Annotated in this window: 21 protein-coding genes; 6 read left to right on the top strand and 15 right to left on the bottom strand. The window is 68.4% G+C overall.

The features are described from left to right. Positions 1–47 precede the first annotated feature (47 nt). A complete protein-coding gene (locus NO978_RS08125; protein ID WP_257299055.1) occupies positions 48–2051 on the bottom strand; it encodes an AMP-binding protein in 2004 nt (667 codons plus the stop codon). Between the two features lie 225 nt (positions 2052–2276). Between NO978_RS08125 and NO978_RS08120 the strand changes: the two genes are divergently transcribed. Then, positions 2277–3347 (top strand): glycosyltransferase, encoded by a 1071-nt coding sequence (locus tag NO978_RS08120; protein WP_257299054.1) that lies wholly within the window; start codon positions 2277–2279, stop codon positions 3345–3347. 3 nt (positions 3348–3350) lie between these two features. On the opposite strand, the gene folP is transcribed toward NO978_RS08120, so the two are convergent. From folP to NO978_RS08105, 3 genes are all read right to left on the bottom strand, one after another. Next, entirely contained in the window at positions 3351–5825 is a 2475-nt protein-coding gene (folP, locus tag NO978_RS08115; RefSeq protein WP_257299053.1) for a dihydropteroate synthase, read from the bottom strand. Between the two features lie 146 nt (positions 5826–5971). Beyond that, on the bottom strand, positions 5972–6838 hold the full coding sequence (locus tag NO978_RS08110) for a hypothetical protein (RefSeq protein WP_257299052.1): 867 nt from the start codon (positions 6836–6838) through the stop codon (positions 5972–5974). A gap of 45 nt (positions 6839–6883) precedes the next feature. After that, positions 6884–7315 (bottom strand): hypothetical protein, encoded by a 432-nt coding sequence (locus tag NO978_RS08105; RefSeq protein WP_257299051.1) that lies wholly within the window; start codon positions 7313–7315, stop codon positions 6884–6886. Between the two features lie 124 nt (positions 7316–7439). Here NO978_RS08105 and NO978_RS08100 point away from each other — a divergent pair, with 124 nt between their 5' ends. The 3 genes from NO978_RS08100 to NO978_RS08090 all read left to right on the top strand — a co-directional run bounded on the left by NO978_RS08100 (position 7440) and on the right by NO978_RS08090 (position 8797). Continuing rightward, positions 7440–7781 (top strand): winged helix-turn-helix domain-containing protein, encoded by a 342-nt coding sequence (locus tag NO978_RS08100; protein ID WP_257299050.1) that lies wholly within the window; start codon positions 7440–7442, stop codon positions 7779–7781. Between the two features lie 2 nt (positions 7782–7783). Further along, positions 7784–8101, top strand: coding sequence for a DUF5985 family protein (locus NO978_RS08095; RefSeq protein ID WP_257299049.1), 318 nt, complete (start codon positions 7784–7786; stop codon positions 8099–8101). A gap of 78 nt (positions 8102–8179) precedes the next feature. Beyond that, positions 8180–8797, top strand: a complete 618-nt coding sequence (locus NO978_RS08090; protein WP_257299048.1) for a GNAT family N-acetyltransferase — start codon at positions 8180–8182, stop codon at positions 8795–8797. Positions 8798–8943: 146 nt separating this feature from the next. On the opposite strand, the gene NO978_RS08085 is transcribed toward NO978_RS08090, so the two are convergent. The 3 genes from NO978_RS08085 to NO978_RS08075 all read right to left on the bottom strand — a co-directional run bounded on the left by NO978_RS08085 (position 8944) and on the right by NO978_RS08075 (position 10759). Then, complete coding sequence (locus NO978_RS08085) at positions 8944–9180, bottom strand: hypothetical protein (protein WP_257299047.1); 237 nt, start codon at positions 9178–9180, stop codon at positions 8944–8946. 413 nt (positions 9181–9593) lie between these two features. Beyond that, entirely contained in the window at positions 9594–9887 is a 294-nt protein-coding gene (locus NO978_RS08080) for a hypothetical protein (RefSeq protein ID WP_257299046.1), read from the bottom strand. 173 nt (positions 9888–10060) lie between these two features. After that, positions 10061–10759 (bottom strand): hypothetical protein, encoded by a 699-nt coding sequence (locus NO978_RS08075; protein ID WP_257299045.1) that lies wholly within the window; start codon positions 10757–10759, stop codon positions 10061–10063. A 96-nt stretch (positions 10760–10855) separates the two neighbouring features. Here NO978_RS08075 and NO978_RS08070 point away from each other — a divergent pair, with 96 nt between their 5' ends. Continuing rightward, complete coding sequence (locus NO978_RS08070; protein WP_257299044.1) at positions 10856–12538, top strand: methylmalonyl-CoA mutase; 1683 nt, start codon at positions 10856–10858, stop codon at positions 12536–12538. Positions 12539–12547: 9 nt separating this feature from the next. Here NO978_RS08070 and NO978_RS08065 read toward each other — a convergent pair whose 3' ends face one another. The 5 genes from NO978_RS08065 to NO978_RS08045 form a co-directional block, all read right to left on the bottom strand. Beyond that, positions 12548–12862 (bottom strand): YbjQ family protein, encoded by a 315-nt coding sequence (locus tag NO978_RS08065; RefSeq protein WP_257299043.1) that lies wholly within the window; start codon positions 12860–12862, stop codon positions 12548–12550. Between the two features lie 78 nt (positions 12863–12940). Continuing rightward, positions 12941–13867, bottom strand: coding sequence for a hypothetical protein (locus NO978_RS08060; protein WP_257299042.1), 927 nt, complete (start codon positions 13865–13867; stop codon positions 12941–12943). A 90-nt stretch (positions 13868–13957) separates the two neighbouring features. Then, positions 13958–14944 (bottom strand): hypothetical protein, encoded by a 987-nt coding sequence (locus NO978_RS08055; RefSeq protein WP_257299041.1) that lies wholly within the window; start codon positions 14942–14944, stop codon positions 13958–13960. An 87-nt stretch (positions 14945–15031) separates the two neighbouring features. Further along, positions 15032–16144, bottom strand: coding sequence for an aminotransferase class V-fold PLP-dependent enzyme (locus NO978_RS08050; protein ID WP_257299040.1), 1113 nt, complete (start codon positions 16142–16144; stop codon positions 15032–15034). Between the two features lie 63 nt (positions 16145–16207). After that, positions 16208–16447, bottom strand: coding sequence for a DUF2892 domain-containing protein (locus tag NO978_RS08045; protein WP_257299039.1), 240 nt, complete (start codon positions 16445–16447; stop codon positions 16208–16210). A gap of 117 nt (positions 16448–16564) precedes the next feature. Between NO978_RS08045 and mce the strand changes: the two genes are divergently transcribed. After that, positions 16565–16951, top strand: coding sequence for a methylmalonyl-CoA epimerase (mce, locus tag NO978_RS08040; protein ID WP_257299038.1), 387 nt, complete (start codon positions 16565–16567; stop codon positions 16949–16951). A gap of 24 nt (positions 16952–16975) precedes the next feature. On the opposite strand, the gene NO978_RS08035 is transcribed toward mce, so the two are convergent. From NO978_RS08035 to NO978_RS08025, 3 genes are all read right to left on the bottom strand, one after another. Next, the gene (locus NO978_RS08035; RefSeq protein WP_257299037.1) at positions 16976–17545 is read right to left on the bottom strand and encodes an NUDIX hydrolase; all 570 of its coding nucleotides are present in this window, start codon (positions 17543–17545) and stop codon (positions 16976–16978) included. After that, positions 17542–18126, bottom strand: a complete 585-nt coding sequence (locus tag NO978_RS08030) for an NUDIX domain-containing protein (RefSeq protein ID WP_257299036.1) — start codon at positions 18124–18126, stop codon at positions 17542–17544. The genes NO978_RS08035 and NO978_RS08030 overlap by 4 nt, the downstream gene beginning before the upstream one ends. 72 nt (positions 18127–18198) lie before the next feature. Next, positions 18199–18837: an FAD-dependent oxidoreductase gene (locus NO978_RS08025; RefSeq protein WP_257299035.1), complete on the bottom strand. Its 639-nt coding sequence runs from the start codon at positions 18835–18837 to the stop codon at positions 18199–18201. Positions 18838–18894: the final 57 nt, after the last annotated feature.

Raw genomic sequence — 18894 nt, 5'->3', positions numbered from 1 at the left:
CCGCATCGGTCGAACAGTGAACGGGAGGTCGCCGTTCCGGGCCGCTCTTACCGCGCGTCCTCGAGGTGCTCCAGCGCCTCGGGGTTCTCGATGCTGCTCATGTCGCCGAGGTCCTCGCCCTGGTAGGTCGCCTCGATGGCGCGGCGGATGATCTTCCCCGACTGGGTCTTCGGGAACTCGTCGACGAACAGCACTTCACGCGGGCGGAACGGCTTGCCGAGCTCCTCGCCGACCTGTGCCCGGAGGTCGTCGCGGAGCTCGTCGGTCTCCTCGTAGCCTTCCTCGAGGATGACGTAGGTGACGACCGCGGTGCCGGTGGTGTCGTCGGGGGCACCGACGGCGGCGGCCTGGTTCACCGCGTCGTGGTCCATCAGCGCGCCCTCGACCTCGGCGGGACCGACCTTCCGGCCCGCCACGTTGAGCGCGTCGTCGGCGCGGCCGTGGAGGAACCAGAAGCCGTCCTCGTCTTTCTGGGCCCAGTCACCGTGGTCCCAGAGGTCGTCCCAGGAGGACCAGTACTCGTCGAGGTAGCGCTCGTCGCCCGACCAGAGGCTCCTGGTCATGCTCGGGCAGGAGTCACGCGCGACGAGGAAGCCGCGCTCGTTGGTGTCCATGATCGACTCGCCGTTGGCGTCGACGATGTCGATGTCCATCCCGAGGCCGGGGCCGCCCAGCGTGCAGGGCTTCAGGTCGTTGATTGGCATCGGCATGAGGAAGCAGCCACAGATCTCCGTGCCGCCGGAGATGTTGATGATGGGCGCTTCACCGCCGCCGACCGTCTCCAGGAACCACTGCCAGGACTCGGGGTCCCACGGCTCGCCGGTCGAGCCGAGGAGACGCAGGCTGGAGAGGTCGTGCTTTGCGACCCACTCGTCGCCGTGCTTGCGCAGCGCGCGGATGGCCGTCGGCGAGATGCCGAACTGGGTGAGCCCGTGGCGGTCGATCATCTCCCAGAAGCGGTCGGGCTCGGGGTGGTCCGGCGCGCCCTCGTACATGAAGATGGTGTTGCCGAACGTGTGGTTGCCGATGAGCGTCCACGGTCCCATCATCCAGCCGATGTCGCTCACCCAGAAGAAGCGGTCCGAGGGCTTGAGGTCGAAGCCGAAGTACAGCTCCTTCGCGCACTGGAGCTGGACGCCGGCGTGGGTGTGGACGATACCCTTCGGCTTGCCCGTCGTCCCCGAGGAGTACAGCAGCATCGACTCCTGCGAGGAGTCCAGCGACTTCGAGTCGTAGTCGTCGGACTGGTTCCCGATGGCGTCCGCCCACGTCTCGTCGCGGTTGGTCCACTCGATGGCCTCCTCCTCGCTCTCGACGAGGCCGAGGCGCTCGTAGACGACGGTGTGCTCGACGTGGCCGGCCTCGTCGATGGCGTCGTCGGCCGCGCCCTTCAGCCGGACCTCGCCGCCGCGGCGGTAGAATCCGTCGCCCGTAAAGAGCACCGAGCACTCGGAGTCGGAGATGCGCGTCGCCGTCGCGTCCACGCCGAACCCGGAGAAGATGGGCACCGCGATGGCGCCCACCTTGAAGCAGCCGTAGAGGATGGAGACGACCTCCGGCACCATCGGCATGTAGAGTCCGACGGTGTCGCCCGTCCCGACACCCACCGACTCCAGATAGTTCGCGACCTGATTGGACTGTCTGGCCAGCTCGTGGTAGGTGATCTCCCGGACCTCGCCGTCCTCGCCCTCCCAGATGGTCGCGACCTTGTTCCGAGTCTCGCTGTCGGCGGCCGCGTGGCGGTCGACGACGTTGTGCGCGAGGTTGAGCTCTCCCCCGGGGTACCAGTCCGTGAACTGCGGTCCGTCGCTGTCGTCGCGCACCGTGTCGTAGTCCTCGTAGAACTCGATGCCAAGATAGTCCACGAGCTCGTCCCAGAACCAGTCGACGCCCGACTCCGCGACGCCCTCGACCTCCGTGGTCGTCCGCTCGATGAGCTCGTCGTAGTCACCGATGTCGTACTCTTGCATGAACTGCCAGACGTTCGTCGACTCGACGAACTCCTGTGAGGGTTCGTACGCGACCTCGGATACATCTTCCAGTGATTCCATGTCGTGTGGTGCTTTTCGGGGACGGGTGATAGAAATTGCCCTCAACGTTCGTGCGGTTTCTGTCGGGGAGAGTCGCGGCGAGTGCCGGGGTTGTGACTGGTGTCCGTTCAAGCACTCGGGGCAATCGACTGCCCGAGCCACATCACCGCCAAGCGAGACGAACCCAGTCATCGCACGAGAGCCGGGGTCTTTATTACCGAACCGGATGCCTACTTCGCATAGACGATGCGTGTCGCGTTCGTCGCGCTGGAGACGGCACTCCACGTCGACAGCGAGGCGAACCGGCGGCTGAAGGGGCTCGCGGAGGACCTCGCGGCCCGCGGGCACGACGTCTGCGTGTTCTGTGCGAAGTGGTGGACCGGCGATATGGCCGAGTGGGAGCACGAGGACGTCGTCTATCGCGGGCTGGTCGACGAGTGCGAGTCCGAGCGGACGTTCCGGTACGCGCTCCCGATGGCGGTCCGCAAGTTCGGGGCGGAGGTCGTCCACGCCGCGGGACGGCCGCCGAAGCAGGTGTCGGCGGCGAAGAAGGCCGCGCGGGTCGCGAGGGCACCGCTCGTCACGGACTGGTACGGCGACTGCGACGAGTACGGGCGGGCCCACCGGAAGGCGCTGAAGAAGTCCGACCGGGTGATTACGCCGTCGGAGATGGTCCAGACGCACGTGTGGGAGCACGGCGCGAGCGAGGACGCGGTCGACGTGATCCCGAACAGCATCGACTTCGACCTGCTCCAGTCGGTCGAACCGCGCGAGGTGGCCGACGTGGTGTACGCCCGTCGCTTGGACGAGGGGGCGAACCTGGAGTCGGTGCTGCTCGCGCTCGCGGAGCTGCGACAGGTGGACTGGTCGGCGGTCGTCATCGGCGACGGGCCGGAACGGGCGGCGTACGAGCAGCAGGCGCGGGACCTGCGCATCGACGACCGCATCACGTGGCTGGGCGAGTGCGACCGCGAGCAGCGGGTCGCGGTGTACCGCGGTGCACACGTGTTCGCCCAGACCGCCCGCGAGTGCCTCTTTGCCACCGAGCTGCTGTGGGCGCTGGCGTGTGGCTGCATCGGCATCGTGGAGTATCACGCCGACTCGTCGGCGCACGAGCTGCTCGTCCGGCGCGACGCCGAGTTCGACCGCGGCTTCCGCACCACGAGCGAGCAGGAGCTCGCCGCCGCTATCAGCGAGGCGGCCGGGATGGAGCGTCTGGCCGTCGACGACCGGTTCGCCGAGTTCGACAGGCGAGAGATACTCGAACGTTACCTGCAGTGCTACCGTGAGGAGATGGAGTCAGTAGGGCTGTTCTGACCGTCAGCTATCGAGCGTCTCCGGGTCCCGAGTCCCCTCGGCGACCCGGACCGCGTCGACGTTCTCTCGGACGTCGTGTACCCGGATGACGTCCGCGCCGCGGTCCGTCGCGATGGCGGTGCCGGCGACGGTCGCCGGGAGCCGCTCGCCGTCTTCGCGGCCGATGGCCCCGAACATCGACTTGTGGGAGTGACCGACGAGGACGGGGCAGCCGAGCGCGTCGAACTCCTCGATGCGGTCGAGCAGTTCGAACGACTCGGCGGCTGTCTTGCCGAAGCCCAGGCCGGGGTCGACGACGATCTGCTCGCGGTCGAGGCCGGCCTTCTCGGCCAGCAGTACACGCTCGCGGAGCTGGTCGAGCACGTCCGTGACCACGTCGTCGTATGCGATGTCGTTCTCGGGGTCGACGGGCGTGTCGATGCTGTGCATGACGACCAGCGGAGCGTCGTACTCTGCGGCGACGAAGCGCATCTCGGGGTCGCCGAGCCCCGAGACGTCGTTGCAGATGTCCGCGCCGGCGTCGAGCGCGGCCCGGGCGACGTCGGCGCGGCGCGTATCGACCGAGATCGGCACGTCGATACCGGCGTCGCGGATGGCCTCGATGACGGGGACGACGCGGTCGCGCTCCTGTTCGATGGAGACTGGGTCCGCGCCGGGCCGCGTCGACTCGCCGCCGATGTCGACGATGTCCACGCCGGCGTCGACCATCTCCCGCGCCCGTTCCAGTGCGTCCGCGACGGCGTCGTACTCGCCGCCGTCGTGGAACGAGTCCGGCGTGACGTTCAGGATGCCCATGACGGCGGTGCCGTCCGTCCAGGGGTACTCGGCGTCGTCGGTCCCGCCGGCGTCGAGGTCCAGCGTCTCGCGGAGTTCGCGGGCGAACTGCGCGAGCCCGTCCGGGCCGTCCGCGATGTCGGCCGCGACTGCCTCGAACTCCGCGAGTGTACCCATGAGCACCACGTCGAGACGCTCGCCTTCGGTTTCGAGTCCCGAGACGCCGCACTGACCGCCGTGGGTCAGCAGTGAGTCACGGATCTTCGTCGCCTGTCTCCCCTGGAGCCGCGTCCGGAGCACGCGGTGCACGCCGTCGGCACGCAGCTCCCGAACCTCGTCGTCGGTGACGGCGGCCTCGGTCAGCACCTCGGTCGCGTCGTCGACGTCGCGGACCATCGTGGGGACCTGCACCCGGGTCCAGCGCGTGCGGGCCTCCGCGACGGTGAACAGCGAGCCCGTCACGAGCACGCAGTCGTCCGGGCCGGCGGCGTCGAGCGCCCGGTCGAGCGCCGAATCCACCGCGCCGCAGGGCTGTGGGTCGTCGACGCCTGCATCCGCGAACACCCGCGCGAGCACGGTGTCATCCTCGGCGCGCTGGAGGTCCGGCTCGCACGTGTAGACGGCGCTCGGGTCCGGCAGCCCGGCCGCCATCTCGCGGTGGGCCTTGTCGTGCATCGCGCCGAAGACGACGTGTAGCTCGTCGTAGTCGAACTCCGCGAGTGTCTCACCGGCGCGCTCGCAGGCAGCCGGGTTGTGCGCGCCGTCCAGCACCGTCACCGGGTCGTCGTCCAGCACCTCGAACCGCCCCGGCCAGTGTGCGTTCCGGAGCCCGCGGGCCAGCGTCGACTCGTCGACGGCCACCCCAGCCACGTCGCCGGCCTGTCGGGCCAGGGCGCAGGCGATGCCCGCGTTCGTCGCCTGGTGCGCGCCCAGCGTCGGGACGCGCGTCTCGACCCGCCACTCCGTGCCGTCACCATCCTCGCCCGCGATGGAGACCCCCGCCTCGACGTGGTTCTCGCGGCCGTCGTAGCTCGTCCGCACGGCCGCGTCGTCGCCGCCGACGGTGAGCACCGCCCCCGCCTGCTCACGAACCGCCACCAGTGCGTCCCCGGTCGCGCCCGTGACGAGCGGCCGGTCTGCCGGTGCGACGTGGGCCTTGTCCGTCGCGATCTCCTCGACCGTGTCGCCGAGCAGCTGCGTGTGCTCCAGCGAGACGTTCGTCACCGCGCTCGCGATGGGGTCGACGACGCTCGTCGCGTCCAGCTTCCCGCCGATGCCGACCTCCAGCACCGCAACGTCCACGTCCTCACGGTCGAAGTGCCAGCAGGCCATCGCCGTCATCGCCTCGAAGAACGTCGGCGACTCCCCGTCGGCCGCCCGCTCGACCACGTGCGGCTCGATGGTCTCCACGAACTCGCACATCGCCGAGCGCGGGACCGTCCGCCCGTCAACCCGGATGCGCTCGCGGACGTCCTCGAAATGCGGCGACGTGTACAGCCCCACCGTCAGTCCCGCCTCCCGCAGCACCGACTCCACCATCCGGCTCGTGCTGCCCTTGCCGTTCGACCCCGCAACCTGCACGCAGGCCAGGTTCTCGTGGGGGTCGCCGACGGTCGCGAGGAGGTCCGCCGTCGACTCCGTCCCCGGTTTCGCACCGTAGCGACGGAGGTCGAACAGCAGGCTCGCCGCCTCGTGATACTGCATACGCGAGCATTCCTCGGTGGGCGCTTTAGCGTGTCGGAGTCCGGATTCGTGTCGTTCGTGACTGGTGGTCGTTCGCGCAGTCGTTGGACTCGCTGGTGAGGACGACAACGCGAACAGGGGTTTACAAAAGTCGTAAACTTCAGGGGTCAGGACAGCCAGCCCTGCAGCCAGAACACGCCCTCGACGTCGTCGCCGGCCTCGGGCACGTAGCCGTCGCAGGCGTGCTCGGCGGCGTAGACGGAGATCTCGTAGTCGTTCCCGTGGGCGTCGCGGAACAGCGGGGCGCGACAGCGGTAGATGGTCGCGTCACCGAACTCGACCTGCTTCACCGACTCGATGCGGGTCTGGAACACGTAGTCGTCGGCGTCGCCACCGTCGAACGGGACGAAGCCGGCCATGCCCGCCGTGGAGAACTCGTGTTCGTCGTCGACGGTGAGGGTCTCGTCGTCGGCCGGGTTGAGGTCGTAACAGAGCGCCGCGAGTTCGACCTGTCGGGTCCCTTCGATGCGCTCGTCGATGGCGACGTAGTTCGTCGCGAACACCGAGACGGTCGAGTCGCCGAGCGCGCCGGTCAGCTGCGCCTCCACGCCGTTGGCCCAGGGGACGACCGTCTCGACGGCGAGTTCGTGCGTGATGCCTTCGGCGACGGGGTAGGCGGTCCACAGCTCGCCGCCCGGGTCGGTGACGACCAGCGTGGAGATGGGGCCGGCGCCGGCGCGGTAGCCGACGACCGTCTCGCCGTCGTCGGTGCGCCACTCGGTCGGCATCCCGGACTCGACCGCGCCCCGGATGGTGCTGATGACGTCCATCTGGCCGGTCGTCACGGTGTCCCAGTGGCTACCGTGGCTGCCGCTCTTCTCGCCGTCTGCGGCCTCGTTGACGCCGCTACGCCCCCGATCAGCGGGGTCGGTCGTCGGCTCCGGGGCGACCTCGGCGTCGTCGTGGCCGGTCGCTGGCTCCGGCTCGGCGTCGTCGCCGCCGAAGAGGCCGCGGACGCGGTCGAACAGTCCCATGAGCGAGACTGCGTGGCGACGCGTGAAGGGCTTTCCGTCGTCGGCTCAGCTCGCCGGCGAGCGGTCGGCCCGCAGCTCGGCCAGCAGCGTGGTGGAGCTCCCGGCCACGACCCCTCCGACGACCGCGAAGCCGACGAAGATGCCGCCCACGAGGGCGGCGATGCCGAGTTCCTGCCAGAGCGCCAGCGCGCCGGGAGCCATCGTGTTGATGCCGATGTGGACGCCGCCCTCGTGGTAGCCGACGGGGGCGAAGGCGCCCGCGCTGGCGAGGTAGACCAGCGCGGCCCACGGCAGGGAGCCGAGGAGGCCGGCGACGCCGCCGGCGACCGCACCGCGAACGGCGTCGGTCGTGCCGCGGCCGGCGAGCCAGCCGCCGAGGGTCACCCCGATACCCGTGGGCGCGGTCACCAGCACGGCGAGGCTGCCGAGGAGTACTCGTCCGATTCGCGTCGCGAGCGGTTGCGTCGAGCGTGTCATCTGTGTCTGGAGCGATGCGAAGGAGGCACATCTTCCCGCACGGCTGACTTCAGCGGTTGAAGCCAGCCGAAACGTGCAGGGTGGCCGAACAGTTATCATCGTCTGTGGAGATGACATATCCGCCGTGGCTGACCCGCCAGACGTCGACACCCTCACGGACCTGCTCGCCGACGACTGCGCCCGACAGATACTGGTGGAGACGAGGGAGGAGCCACTCCCGGCGGCGGCACTCAGCGAGCGGACCGGGAGCTCGGAGCCGACGGTGTACCGGCGGCTCGAGCGACTCCAAGCAGCCGACCTCGTCGCCGAGGAGGTGCAGGTGGTCACCGACGGGAAGAACTACAGCGTCTACCGCGCCCAGCTCGACGGCGTCGAACTCGACCTCACCGACGACGGCTTCGAGGTCACGATCACGCGTCGCGAGCGCATGGCGGACCGGTTCACGCGGCTCGTAGAGGAGATGTGATGATGCTCGAACCCCCACTCCAGTCGTTCGACATGGAAACGCTCAGCTTCGCCCGGCAGCTCAGCGAGATTCTCACGGTGCTGCTCGGGCTGGCTATCAGCTACATCGCCTACCGCGGCTATCGGCGAAACCGGAGCCGGCCGATGCTGTTCGTGGCCGCCGGCTTCGTCCTCGTGGTCGGCGTGCCGGCGCTCGTGACGCTCGTGCTCTACGTCCTGTTCGACGTGCCGGTCCCCGTCGTGAACAGCGTCGGTCAGGTGAGCGAACTCGTCGGGATGGTCGCCATCCTCTACGGGCTGTGGATGCCACGTAGCGGCTGAGCTCCGGGCTGGTCGACGGCGCGACCGACAGACGGAACCGGGACAACTCATATTGCGTTCGGCCTGCAACGTTGGGCCATGTACGTCCGGGACGCGAAAAACAGGGAAGAAGTGTGGTTGCTCGACCACATCGAGGCCATGGGACTCGACGACACGGCGTTCCGGTCGCGCGATTACGTCGTGGCCGTCGACGAGGAGGCCGGCTCGAAGGCCGGCTTCGGCCGCATTCGCGTCCACGTGGCGGGCGACGGCGAACGCACACAGAGCGGTCGGCGCGACCCCGACGACGAGGACGTCTGCGAGCTGACGAGCATCGGCGTCCTCGACGGCTGGGAGGGCCAGGGCGTCGGCGCACACATCATCGAGCGACTGGTCGAGTACGCGAGCGACGCCGGCTTCGGGCGGGTGCACGCACTCACCGACGAGGGGGGCTATCTCGCGCAGTTCGGCTTCGATGCCATCGACGCGGACGACCTGCCGCCGCTGCTCCAGGAGCGGCTGACGGAGAAGCGCGAGTCGACGACGCCCGAGGCGCGCCCGATGCGGCTCGACGTCGACGAGTTCGACGTCCCCGACCGGTTCCGCGAGCGGTTCAAGAACGCCGGCGAGGAGGAGTCCACCGAGGCGGAGGAGACGCCGGAGGACTTCGGTATCGACCCGGAGAAGGCGACCTACAAGTACGACACGGGGCGGTAGCTACCGGTACCGTTCCGAGGGAGCCCGCCGTCGCCGCTCGTAGTCGACGACCGGAGCGGGATAGGTATTCTCAAGGAGGGAGTTAGTCAAAGCATCTTGAGTAATTGTTAGAATAGGCTGCGGATTCTCACCGTGAATGGACAGCTCTACTCGGAGATTCCGCTCAGTGACGACATCGGGGTCGACCCAGCAACGATGGCGCCCGTAGCGAGTACCGCCGCCGAAAGCGCGATGAAATCGCCACTGGGTGAATAGCCGGCTAACCCCGCACCCATGTCCACGATGAACACGGTGACAAAGTAACTGAGGACGGCGAACATCAGTAAGATGAATGATGCGATGATGCTACTGACCAACGCGCCGAACGAGTCAAGAAGGCCCATAACACTTCATAGACCAGCGGTCCCTACTTAGAAGTTGGGATGCCGAACATAAGGCTGGTTCACAGTCCAGTTATCAGTAACAGTTCAAGCGCCTGACCGCTCACGAGTGCCCGAATAATCCGATTTCACCGGCGGTGCCGCGAGCGAGTCGGGTGCCGGGGGTAGTTCGTCGGTGAACCGCGCCTCGGCGTGCTCGCTACTGCCGTCGCGGGGGTCGTCGGCGTCACGCGGTACCGCTCGTCGAGGTCGGCCAGTGACTCAAGCGGGAACTCGAGGCGCGCGTCGCAGGCGAACCCGTCGCTCCCGAAGTAGGCCGGGTCGATGCAGAACGGGGTCGCCCGCGTCGGCCACGGCCGCCAGCACGGGGTTGTCGGCGAGTCGGACCTCGACCCGGTGCCAGACTGCCACCGGGTTCATTCGCCGACGGCGTCGCCCTCGTCGTCGGTGCGGTCGCCGACGAAGCCGTACTTGAACGCGATCCAGCCGAGGAAGCTGATGAAGAGGATTGGTGGGAGGATCATGAAGCCCCAGAGGGGATCGAGCCCCCAGCCGAGCAGCAGCACGACGTCTGCCAGCCCGAGCGCGAGGAACGGCGAGATGAACAGCGCGGCCTGCTTGCGCGACACCTCGTTATCCTCGTCCGGGATGGGCGCGCCCGCAGGGTCGACCGTCGCGTCCTCCCGCGCGCGGTCGTCGGTATCGTCCATGATTCGCTCTCGGGGGTGGACGAGCAAAAATGCCGCGGTCGGCGGTGGGTTCTCTCCTCTCGGCGGCGTAGCTGTCGTATGGACGCGAGCGTCGACGACGCTGCCGAGAGCCGCCGCGTGCGGCTCGTCGAACGCACCGATTCGAACGACGCGGTGTGAGTCCCCAGGGCGAGCTACTCGATGGTCCAGGACTCGCTGACCGATTCGACCCAGCCGGACTCGTCGCGCCAGCACACCACGCCGGTGCCGGGCCATTCGAAGCGGACGGTGTCGCCCTCGGTCACGGGGTCGTCCGGGCCCTTCCCGGTCAGTTCGTGCCAGCGCGCGGTGTCGAGCAGCCCCTCGTCGGTCCGGACGTTCCGTAACTGGAGCCTGCGGGCGGGTATCGACGCGGGCCCGACGTGGTGGACGACGACGGCCTCGCGCCCGTCCGACCGCACGTCGAACGTCGTCTCGGGCGGGGTGGGCACGGTCGGCGGCTCGCCTGCGGGACCCTCGTCGACCACCGTGGCGGCCTCCCCTCGGTGAACCGATAACCGGGGGATGCCCGTCTGCTTGGTCCTGTCCTCGTCGAGATAGCAGGTCGCCGCGACGCAGTCGCCCCGTTCGATATCCCCGGCTTCGTACTCGTCCGACGGGTCGAGCACCCCCCAGCCGGTACCGTCGGTCAGAACCAGCCGGTAGCCGACCCGGGCGACCTCCGCACGAATCCGGACGGTGTTCGGCGGGTGCTCCGTCGTGACAGCGTCGAGGAGAGACCCGAGCGTATCCTCGCCGGGGTGACAGGGCTGCGGTTCAGAGACCTCGGCGGCACCCAGACAGCCAGCGAGCGAAGCGGTGGCGATGCTCGTGAGGAGGGCACGTCGTCGCATCGTCCTGAACTATCGAAGAGCACACAAAAACACACCGCTCGGTCGTTTTCGTCGGTTCGTCAAAGGTTAATGCGGAGGCCGTCGTGGCTTCGAGTAATGTTCGACCAAGACGACCTCGACGCCATCCGGTCCGCCAAGGAGGAGTGGGAGGCGGACGAGGTCGAACCGGTCGTCGACCGGTTCGGCGAACGGAAGGAGACGTTCACGACAGACACGGGTGGCCACGAGGTCGACCGACTGTACACTCCCGACGACGTGAGAGACCTCGACTACGAGGAGGACACCGGCTTCCCCGGCGAGGAGCCGTACACCCGCGGCGTCTACTCCACGGGGTACAGGGGCCGACTGTGGACGATGCGCCAGTACGCCGGGATGGGCACGCCCGAGGAGACCAACGAGCGGTTCCACTACCTGCTCGACCAGGGCCAGACCGGCCTCTCGATGGCGTTCGACCTCCCCACGCAGATGGGCTACGCCTCCGACGCCGCCATGGCCGCCGGCGAGGTTGGCAAGTCGGGCGTCGCCATCGACACGCTCGCCGACATGGAGACGGTGTTCGAGGGTATCCCGCTCGACGAGGTCTCCACGTCGATGACCATCAACGCACCCGCGTCGGTGCTGCTCGCGATGTACATCGCCGTCGGCGACCGCCAGGGCGTCGACCGCGAGGAGCTCCGGGGCACCATCCAGAACGACGTGCTCAAGGAGTACATCGCCCGGAACACGTACATCTACCCGCCGGAGCCGTCGATGCGCATCATCACGGACATCTTCGAGTTCTGCGCCGACGAGACGCCGAAGTTCAACACCATCTCCATCTCGGGCTACCACATCCGCGAGGCCGGCTCGACGGCGGCCCAGGAGATCGCCTTCACCCTCGCCGACGGCATCGAGTACGTCGAGACGGCGCTAGACGCCGGGCTGGACGTCGACGAGTTCGCGCCCCAGCTCTCCTTCTTCTTCGCCTCCTACAACAACATCCTCGAGGAGGTCGCGAAGTTCCGCGCCGCCCGGCGGCTCTGGGCGAAGCTGATGGAGGAGCGGTTCGACCCCGACGACCCGAAGTCCAAGCAGCTGAAGTTCCACACGCAGACCGCGGGCTCCACTCTTACGGCCCAGCAGATCGAGAACAACATCGTCCGGGTCGCCTACCAGGCGCTCGCGGCGGTCCTCGGCGGCACGCAGAGTCTGCACACCAACGGGAAGGACGAGGCGCTCGCGCTCCCGACCGAGGAGTCGGTGCGGACCGCGCTACGCACCCAGCAGATACTCGCCCACGAGTCCGGGGCCGCGGACACCGTCGACCCGCTCGCGGGCAGCTACTACGTCGAGAACCTCACCGACGAGCTGGAGCAGGAGGCGATGGACATCATCGAGACCATCGACGGGAAGGGGGGGATGCTCGACGCCGTCGAGAGCCAGTGGGTCCAGCGCCAGATTCAGGACACTGCGTTCGACCGGCAGGAGGAGATCGAGGAGGGCGAGCGCGTCATCGTCGGCGTCAACGAGTACCAGGTCGACGAGGAGCCCGAGATGGACTTAGAGGAGGTCACCGAGGAAGACGAGCGCCGCCAGAAGGAGAGCCTCGCCGCGGTGACAGAGGACCGTGACGACGAGGACGTCGAGGAGACGCTCGACGCCCTGCGCGGGGCCGCCCAGGGCGACGACAACCTCATGCCGTACATCGTCGACTGCGTGAAGGCGTACGCGACGGTCGGCGAGATCTGTGACGTGCTGCGCGACGAGTTCGGGGAGTATCACCCCGGCAGCGCGCTCTGAGGAGCCGTTCTACTCCAGCTCGACCGCGGTGCCGTAGGCGAGTATCTCCGCGCCACCCTGCGTGATTTCGGAGGTCTCGAATCGGACGTTGACCACCGCGTCCGCGCCCAGCTCGCGAGCGTCCGCTGCCAGCCGTTCGAGCGCCTCGTCGCGGGCCTTCGTCATGAGCTTCGAGTAACCCTTGAGCTCGCCGCCGACGAGGTTCTTGAGGCTGGCACCGATGTCCGAGCCGACGTTCCGGGACTGGACCGTGTTGCCCTTCGCGATGCCGAGCGTGGTCGCGACCGTCTCACCGGGAACTGTCTCCGTCGTCGTGACTTCCATATCGATGTCTGGTCTGTGAAATTTTATAAATTTTCGTATTACTGTCGCCCGACGACGGGTATCGTCGTCTCGGGCACACTACAGGAGACCGTCGCCGCCGCCGAGGTCGACGTCGGCGTTCCAGGTCGCACGGGCGACTTCGGTGTCGCCGTCGGACTCGCGGTGGACGACGGCGACGTGTCCCGGGAAGCTGTACTCGAATCCGGCCGTGAGTTCGTAGTCGACAGCACCGACGCAGTCCGCACACGCACCGTCGTCCTCGATGGCGTCGAGGACGACCCGAAACAGGTCGTCGGCCCGACTGTAGCTGGACGCGACGACCTCGACCGAGTGACAGGGGTCGGGTGTGAAGAACGTGCCGTCGACGGTCACGTCGGTCTCGCCGTACTCGATACGTGCGTCGTGGTCGGCGCTGTCGGCGCAGTCCCCCTCGACGCGGTCGACCTCGGCACCCGTCACGGAGACCCCAGGACAGCCCGCCAGGGTGCCGCCGCCGACCATGTCGACCGACCAGTCGTCGTGGACCCGAATCACGCGACCGTCCGAGTTGCAGTCGAACTCCTGGTGGTCGAGGTCGTGCTCGTAGACGGTGCGACCGTCTCGCTCGACGGAGAGCGTGTACTCCATCGGGGTCAGGAAGTCGACAGCCACGTACTCCCACGGCCCGAGGGCGTGGCTGCCGAGGTCGCGTTCCGCCCACTCCGTGGTGACGCGGACGCGGAGCTCCCGGCCCGTCTCGGCGTGGTTCCAGACGACGCAGCCGATGGGGACGTCCTGTCGTGGGTCCTGCTCGGGGAACGCGCCATCCGCGACGGTTCCGACACCGTACCGGGAGACGGCGTCGTACCGGTCACGGCCGAACCGGGGGTCCTCGTGGGTCCGGCGGGGGTCGCGAGTCGGTGTCGATTCAGTGCCGAGGTCGCCGACGCCGGTGCCGGCGAGACAGCCCGCGAGGGAGCCGAGGCCGAGGCTACCGACCGTGGACAGGAGCGCCCGACGCTGCATACCGGGCCGTGGCACGAAGTGGAGATAAAATCTGTGACTGTTTCCGTCCGATACCGACCTACTACGACGGGAGTCGGGGTTACTGGAGCCCTACAGGAACGTGCCGACGTCCTCCTCGCCACCGAGCTCGAAGTCGGCGTTCCGGGTCGCACGGGCGACCTCGGTGTCGCCGTCGTCCGTTCGGTGGACGATGGAGACGTGGGCGGGGAAGTCGGCCTCGAAGCCGACGGTGGCCTCGTAGTCGACGACGCCGACGCACTCGGTGCAGGAGTCCACGTCGTTCGCGGTTGCCTCGAGGACGAGCTCGAAGACGCCGGACTCGTCGTCGTAGCTCGAGTCCGCCTGTTCGACGGAGTAGCACGGCGTGGGCGTGACGAACGACCCGTCGACGGTCACGTCGGTCTCGCCGTAGGCGACGCTCGCGGTGTGCTCCTGGGCGTCGGCGCACTGGCCCTCGCCCTGGCCGACTCCGATGGTCCGGGGGGACGGGCTGGGACAGGCCATCATCGTGCTGATGCCGCCGGTGTCGACGGACCAGTCCTGGTGGACCTGGACGGACTGGAAGCCGCTGTTGCAGGTGAAGTCGTCGTGTGCGAGGCGGTGCTCGTGGAGAGTCTCGCCGTCGCCTTCGAGGACGAGCGTGTACGTGGCGGGCACGTAGAACATGGCGGTCACGTAGGCGTCGGCCGAGAGCGTCGTCGTGCCGAGGTCGCGCACCTGAAGATCGTCGGTCGGGCCGGGCGTCGGCCTGGTCACGCTGAGCGCGAACTCACGCTCCTCGTCGGCGTCGTTGTGGACGTGGACGGGGACGGGGTTGTTGCTGTTGGCGAAGGCGACACCCTCGGGCGAGCCGATCTCGAAGCGGGTGGCCTCGGTCTGCCCGTCGGGGCTGAACTCCGAGTCGTCGCCGTCGTCGGTCCCATTCGGGGTGTCGGTGCCGCCGTCGGGGGTCGTGCTTGGGTCGTCTGTCGTCCCTTCGTCGGTGTCGGGGCTGCCGGAGCCGGTGTCGTCGATACAGCCGGCAACGGAGACCGCGCCGATGCCTGCGAGCGAGCTCAGGAGGGTTCGTCGCTTCATACACGGCCATACTCGCTCGGAGGGATTAACCCCTATCCAAGCTGAAAGCAGTGTTTCACCGGTCGAAAGTCCGGTCAAAGACGGCTTTCACCCATCGAGGGCGTCGAGGAGTGCATCCACGTCGTCGGCGGTGTTGAACACGTGGATAGAGGCACGGACGACGCCGGTCGTCGGGATGGAGCGGACCTTGATGCCCCGTTCGGCCACCTGTTCGACCGTCGCCTCGGGGTCGTCGTCCGCGAACGAGACCAGCCCGGTGTGGTACTCGCGGGGCGAGACGAGCCGGTCCTCGTCGAGGCCCTCCTTCAGCCGGTCGGTCAGGCGCTCGACGCGGGACTGGACCGTGTCGAGGCCGATCCCCTCGATGGTCTCGATGGCCGTCTGGAGTCCGGCGTACGGGGCGGGCGTGACCGTGCCGAACTCGAAGCGGCGCGCGCCCTCGGCGTACTCGTACGGGTCGGCGTACGGGTCGACGGTGTTCCGGTAGCCGAGCTGTGCCGGCGCGAGGGTCTCGGCGAACTCGGGGGCGACGTAGAGGAAGCCCGCGCCCCACGGACCGAGCAGCCACTTGTGGCCGGAGGCCGCGACCGCGTCGGCTCCCCACTCGGACACGTCGACGGGGTGCTGCCCGGGCGACTGCACGGCGTCGACCAGGACGCGTGCGCCGGCATCGTGCGCGCGCTCGGTCAGTTCACGGACCGGGGCGCGCACGCCGGAGGTCCAGCAGACGGAGCTGAACGTCGCGAGGGTCGCCCCCTGGACTGCGGCCTCCCAGTCGTCGGGATCGATCCAGCCCTGGTCGGTCTCCACGACGCGCACCTCGACGCCGTACTCGTCGCGGAGGCGACGCCAGGGAAGGATGCCGGCAGCGTGCTCCACGTCGGTCCGGACGACGACGTCGTCGGCGTCCCAGTCCATGGCGAGCGGGAGCCGGCTGATGCCGTCGGTCGTACTGCCGGTGAGTGCGACGTTGCCGGGCTCGGTGCCGATGTGTGCGGCCACGGTCGCGCGCGCCTCGTCGAACAGCTCGAACGCCGGCTCGTACATCCCCGGGCCAGCCGCCGACTCGAACTCGTGGAACTCGTACCACGACTCCGTCGATTCGACGACGCGGCGGGGACTGGGACCGCTCGCGCCGGTGTTCAGGTAGATCGTCTCGTCGAGGATGGGCATGTCGTCACGGAGCTGAGTTGGGTTCATGATGGGTGCTGTGTGTCCAGGGTACGTCTGCAGGGCCGAAAACGAGAGGGGTCCGCGGGCGGGTCAGTTCCCGCCGCGCAGGGTGCGGATACCGAGCAGGCTGTACGCCGGGCAGGTCTGCGTGTAGCCGGTGACGAGCAGGACGAGCCCGACGACGCCGAGCACGAGCGGCGCACCGACGGTGGCGACGGTGCCGCTGCCGACACTCAGGATACCTGCCCCGACGACCACTGCAGCGACGAGCATGACTGCCCCGAGGACGAGGCGAACGATGCGGTCCGTGGAGCCGACGTTGAGTTCCATGGATAGAGTATTGTACTATAAGGGGATAAATGTACAGCACTGTTCTCACTCTCCGGGAGTGACACCCCCGACGGCGGAGGCTGTACCTTCATGTCGGTGCGACGTGTCGGGTCGAGTATGCAGTTCGATCACGCTGGCGTCGCGACCGACGACGCGACGGGGATGGCGGAGCTGTACGGGGACCTGTTCGGGCTCGAGACGGTTCACGAGGAGGAGTTCGACGGGATGCACGTCGTCTTCCTCGACGTGGGGGACGGCTACTTCGAACTCCTCGAGCCGCTCGAGGAGGGTGGCGCTGTCGCGCGGTTCCTCGCGAACCGCGGCCCCGGCATCCACCACGTCGCACTCGCTACCGAGGACATCGACGCCGCACTCGAGAGGGCGCGGGAGTACGACGTCCGGCTCATCGACGAGGAGCCGCGTCAGGGTGCGTGGGGGCACGACGTGGCGTTCCTCCACCCGAAGGACACCGGCGGCGTGCTCGTGGAGTACGTCCAGCACTGAGCTGGCGACCCGGGAGACGACGCGCTACTCGTCAGCCCACCGCGCGACCCGGTCAGCGAACGGCTCGTACACCGGTGTCGGCGGGTCGTCGGGATGGAACCACCGGGCCTCGGCAATCTCGTCGTCCCCGACCGCGATGTCGGTTCCCCCGGTCGGGCGCGCCTCGACGTGCACCGTCAGCATCGTCAGCGTCCGCGCCGGGTTCTCGGCGTGGACGATGGTCTTCCGGACGGTCTGGAACACGTCGACGGCATCGGCGTCGATGCCGGTCTCCTCCGCCACCTCGCGGAGCGCCGTCTCGACGTGGTTCTCGCCGGGTTCGTGACCACCGCCTGGGAGGCCCCATATGTCGGGCGCGTCCTCGTGCCGGATGAACAGCGCGCGACCGTCCCCGTCGACGACGAATGCGCCGGCGTCGCCTCGCCAGCCGTCGCGGGCCAGCTCGACGCCGGACTCGAAGTAGTCGGGCTCGTTCTCGACGGTCTCTTCGTGGACCGGGACGTCGCCGAACCGGTCCCTGAGCCGGGCAAGCTCGGCATCGACGTCTTCGCACATCCGGTCGCCGAGACGGGTCGCCGGGTCGTCGTCGCTCATGGCCACTCGTGGGCGCGGTCCTCGATGGCCGGATGGAGGTCCGCCGGCAGCTCGCGGAACCAGCACGCGCCGTTGAGCTCGCCGCTCTGGATGGCGACCTCGCCGTCGACGTAGTCCGCCTCGAAGAACGCGTAGCAGAGGTGGACCTCGCTGCCGGTCTCCTCGTGTGTCCCCACGATGTGCTCGACGAACAGGACGTCGGAGACCGAACAGTCGATGGAGACCTCCTCGCCGACCTCGCGCTCGGCGGCCGCTTCGGCTGTCTCGCCGTCCTCGATGCCACCGCCGGGGACGCCCCAGTGGCCCGCACCGCGGCCCATGATGAGCAGAACCCGGTCGCCGTCGTCGGCCGCCTCCTCGGACATCGACTCGGAGAGCGGTGGGGCTTCGCTCTCACTGCGCCGAATCCAGCAGTACGCACCACCGATGTAGTCGTACGCTGCCACGTCGTCGGTCCACTCCGCGAACTGCTCCGCTGTGAGGGGCTCGCAGTTCTCCGCGACGGGGAACTCGCCGTATCGCTCGTGGAGCCGGTCGAGGCGGCGGTCGACCTCGTCGGCGTTGATTCTCTCGGGCGGCATGGACTGGGTACGAAAACGGATGAGTGACTAATAGCCGTCGGAATCCCGGCATCAGTCGGGCGACGGGACCGGTCAGCCGAAGCTCTCGACGTTGGCCTCGTCCGCGTCGAGGCCGGCCGCCTCGAGCGCGTCGGTCGCGAGCTCGCAGAAGTCGGCGAAGCCGAACACGTACACCTCGCCGTCGTCACCGTACTCGCCGACAGCGTCACCGAGGTCGGCGTCCGCGCCGTCGTCGAAGACGTGGACGGTCGCGCCGGCGGCTTCGAGTGGGTCGAGTCGGTCAGTGTGGGCCGGCCCGTCGTCCTGGTAGAGCACGACGGCACCGTGCCCGCGGTCGACAGCGCGCTCGGCGATGGCGACGGCGGGGCCGATGCCCGGCCCGCCCGCGACGACCACCACGTCGCCCTCGTCGTCGTACTTGATGTTCCCGAAGGGCCCCTCGATGGTGAGCTCCGCCCCGGCGTCGAGGTCGGCCAGCCACGGGGAGATATCGCCGTCGGGGTCGACGCCGACGGTCAGCTCGAAGGTCCCGTCGACGTCGGGCGAGGAGAGCGTGTAGTACCGCGACAGCTCCTCGCCATCGACCGTCGCCTGCACGAGCACGAACTGTCCGGGCAGCGCTTCGAACCCCTCGGGTGTCTCTACGTCTATCGCGACGGTACCCGGTCCGACCGTTTCGACTGCTGCAACCCTAACGACCCTCTCGTCCATGGCCGGCGGTAGCCATGGCATCGGTAAAGGCGTTCCTCTCCCGGCTTGCGGCAAAAC

The sequence above is a fragment of the Haloarchaeobius sp. FL176 genome (assembly GCF_024609245.1).
Lineage (GTDB): Archaea > Halobacteriota > Halobacteria > Halobacteriales > Natrialbaceae > Haloarchaeobius.
Note: the sequence above shows the minus strand (reverse complement) of the source record. Positions and strands in the feature narration are given on the sequence as shown.

Coding starts and splice junctions, on each gene's coding strand:
- NO978_RS08060 (WP_257299042.1), bottom strand. CDS start 13,867: ATGCAGCGTCGGGCGCTCCTGTCCACGGTCGGTAGCCTCGGCCTCGGC.
- NO978_RS08120 (WP_257299054.1), top strand. CDS start 2,277: ATGCGTGTCGCGTTCGTCGCGCTGGAGACGGCACTCCACGTCGACAGC.
- NO978_RS08095 (WP_257299049.1), top strand. CDS start 7,784: ATGCTCGAACCCCCACTCCAGTCGTTCGACATGGAAACGCTCAGCTTC.
- NO978_RS08090 (WP_257299048.1), top strand. CDS start 8,180: ATGTACGTCCGGGACGCGAAAAACAGGGAAGAAGTGTGGTTGCTCGAC.
- mce (WP_257299038.1), top strand. CDS start 16,565: ATGCAGTTCGATCACGCTGGCGTCGCGACCGACGACGCGACGGGGATG.
- folP (WP_257299053.1), bottom strand. CDS start 5,825: ATGCAGTATCACGAGGCGGCGAGCCTGCTGTTCGACCTCCGTCGCTAC.
- NO978_RS08030 (WP_257299036.1), bottom strand. CDS start 18,126: ATGCCGCCCGAGAGAATCAACGCCGACGAGGTCGACCGCCGCCTCGAC.
- NO978_RS08050 (WP_257299040.1), bottom strand. CDS start 16,144: ATGAACCCAACTCAGCTCCGTGACGACATGCCCATCCTCGACGAGACG.
- NO978_RS08035 (WP_257299037.1), bottom strand. CDS start 17,545: ATGAGCGACGACGACCCGGCGACCCGTCTCGGCGACCGGATGTGCGAA.
- NO978_RS08070 (WP_257299044.1), top strand. CDS start 10,856: ATGTTCGACCAAGACGACCTCGACGCCATCCGGTCCGCCAAGGAGGAG.
- NO978_RS08055 (WP_257299041.1), bottom strand. CDS start 14,944: ATGAAGCGACGAACCCTCCTGAGCTCGCTCGCAGGCATCGGCGCGGTC.
- NO978_RS08025 (WP_257299035.1), bottom strand. CDS start 18,837: ATGGACGAGAGGGTCGTTAGGGTTGCAGCAGTCGAAACGGTCGGACCG.
- NO978_RS08085 (WP_257299047.1), bottom strand. CDS start 9,180: ATGGGCCTTCTTGACTCGTTCGGCGCGTTGGTCAGTAGCATCATCGCA.
- NO978_RS08065 (WP_257299043.1), bottom strand. CDS start 12,862: ATGGAAGTCACGACGACGGAGACAGTTCCCGGTGAGACGGTCGCGACC.
- NO978_RS08110 (WP_257299052.1), bottom strand. CDS start 6,838: ATGGGACTGTTCGACCGCGTCCGCGGCCTCTTCGGCGGCGACGACGCC.
- NO978_RS08105 (WP_257299051.1), bottom strand. CDS start 7,315: ATGACACGCTCGACGCAACCGCTCGCGACGCGAATCGGACGAGTACTC.
- NO978_RS08080 (WP_257299046.1), bottom strand. CDS start 9,887: ATGGACGATACCGACGACCGCGCGCGGGAGGACGCGACGGTCGACCCT.
- NO978_RS08045 (WP_257299039.1), bottom strand. CDS start 16,447: ATGGAACTCAACGTCGGCTCCACGGACCGCATCGTTCGCCTCGTCCTC.
- NO978_RS08075 (WP_257299045.1), bottom strand. CDS start 10,759: ATGCGACGACGTGCCCTCCTCACGAGCATCGCCACCGCTTCGCTCGCT.
- NO978_RS08125 (WP_257299055.1), bottom strand. CDS start 2,051: ATGGAATCACTGGAAGATGTATCCGAGGTCGCGTACGAACCCTCACAG.